Below are 1,544 nucleotides of genomic sequence, written 5' to 3'. Positions count from 1 at the left end.
CCCGCATCCGAGGGCGTGGCCAGCCGCGCCGAGCTGATCGAGGCCTTTCCCGAGCCCGCCCGCACCGCGCTCGCCACCGCGCGGCGCGAAGGGCTTTCGGGCGAGGAGGGCGGCCGCGTCGCCGGTTTCTTCCGCGATACGCTGCAGCTGCGCTCCACCGCGCCCGGCGAGGGCGGCACCACGGACGCCGTGCTGTCGCGTGCCGAGGCCGCGCTGCGCGATGGCCGACTGACCGAAGCGCTCTCCGAGATCGAGGCGCTGCCCGAACCGGTCCGCGAGGCGATGTCCGACTGGATCGCCCCGGCCCGTACCCGTGCCGAGGCGCTCGCCGCCGCCGACACGCTGTCGCAATCCCTGACCGAGAACTGAGGCGCCGCACATGCTCCTGTCCCTGATCAAGATCCTGGTCTTCGTCGCCGTCGTCGCCGGCCTCACCTGGGGTGCCGCGCGGCTCACCGACGTGACCGGCGGGGCCGAGATCGCCATGGCGGGCTACGAGGTCACCCTCGGGCCGCTCCAGCTGGTGCTGGCCATCGCCCTGCTCGCGCTTCTCGGCTGGCTGCTGTTCAAGGCGCTGGGCCTGCTGCTCGCGCTGGTGCGTTTCATTAATGGCGACGACACCGCCGTCAGCCGCTGGTTCTCGCGCTCGCGCGAGCGCAAGGGCTACAAGGCGCTGGGCGACGGCATGATCGCGCTTGCCGCCGGCGAGGGCGAGACGGCGATGGCCAAGGGCCGCCGCGCCGAACGCTACTTGCGCCGCCCCGACATCACCTCGATCCTCCTGGCCCAGGGCGCCGAGCTGACCGGCGACCGCAAGACCGCCGAGGGCGCCTACCGCGACCTGGTGAAGATCGACCGCACCCGCTTCGTCGGCATCCGCGGGCTGATGCGCCACCGTCTCGCCGAAGGCGACACCGACACGGCGATGAAGCTCGCGCAGAAGGCCTTCGAGATCAAACCGCGCCATGTCGAGACGCAGGACACGTTGCTCCGGCTTCAGGCCGAGGCGCATGACTGGTCCGGCGCGCGCGCCACGCTCGACGCCAAGCGCCGCTCGGGCAGCCTGCCGCGCAACGTCGTCAAGCGCCGCGACGCGGTACTGGCGCTGTCGGAGGCGCGCGACATCTTCGACGAGACCGCGAGCATCGAGGCGCGCGAAAAGGCGATCGAGGCCAACCGGCTCTCGCCCGGCCTGATCCCCGCCGCCGTCATGGCCGCCCGCAGCTACCTTGCCGTGAACAACACGCGCTACGCCACGCGGGTGATCCGCAAGGCCTGGGAGATGGAGCCGCACCCCGACCTCGCGCAGGTCTTTGCCGAGATTGCCCCCGAGGAAGAGCCCAAGGCCCGCCTCGCCCGCTTCTTGCCCCTGCTCAAGGCGCGGCCCGATCACGCGGAGACGCGCATGCTCGAAGCCGAGCTGCTGATCGCGGCGGAGCAGTTCAACGAGGCGCGCCGCGCGCTGGGCGATCTGGTCGAGACCGACCCGACCGCGCGGGTGCTGACGCTGATGGCGGCGATCGAGCGCGGCCGCGGCGCCGATG

The 1,544-nt window shown here is 72.2% G+C and carries 2 protein-coding genes; both read left to right on the top strand.

The annotated features are described in order from the left end of the window. Nucleotides 1-369 (top strand): COG4223 family protein (locus tag NHG85_RS06615; protein WP_253330940.1); only part of this gene is annotated, 369 nt, incomplete at its 5' end. A 10-nt stretch (nucleotides 370-379) separates the two neighbouring features. Next, nucleotides 380-1,544, top strand: a 1,165-nt coding sequence (locus NHG85_RS06610) for a heme biosynthesis protein HemY (protein ID WP_253330938.1), incomplete at its 3' end; no start/stop codon positions are given.

This window comes from Limimaricola litoreus, assembly GCF_024159025.1.
Taxonomy (GTDB): domain Bacteria; phylum Pseudomonadota; class Alphaproteobacteria; order Rhodobacterales; family Rhodobacteraceae; genus Limimaricola; species Limimaricola litoreus.
The sequence above is the reverse complement of the archived record's forward strand: the minus strand, read 5'-3'. Positions and strand labels throughout refer to the sequence as shown.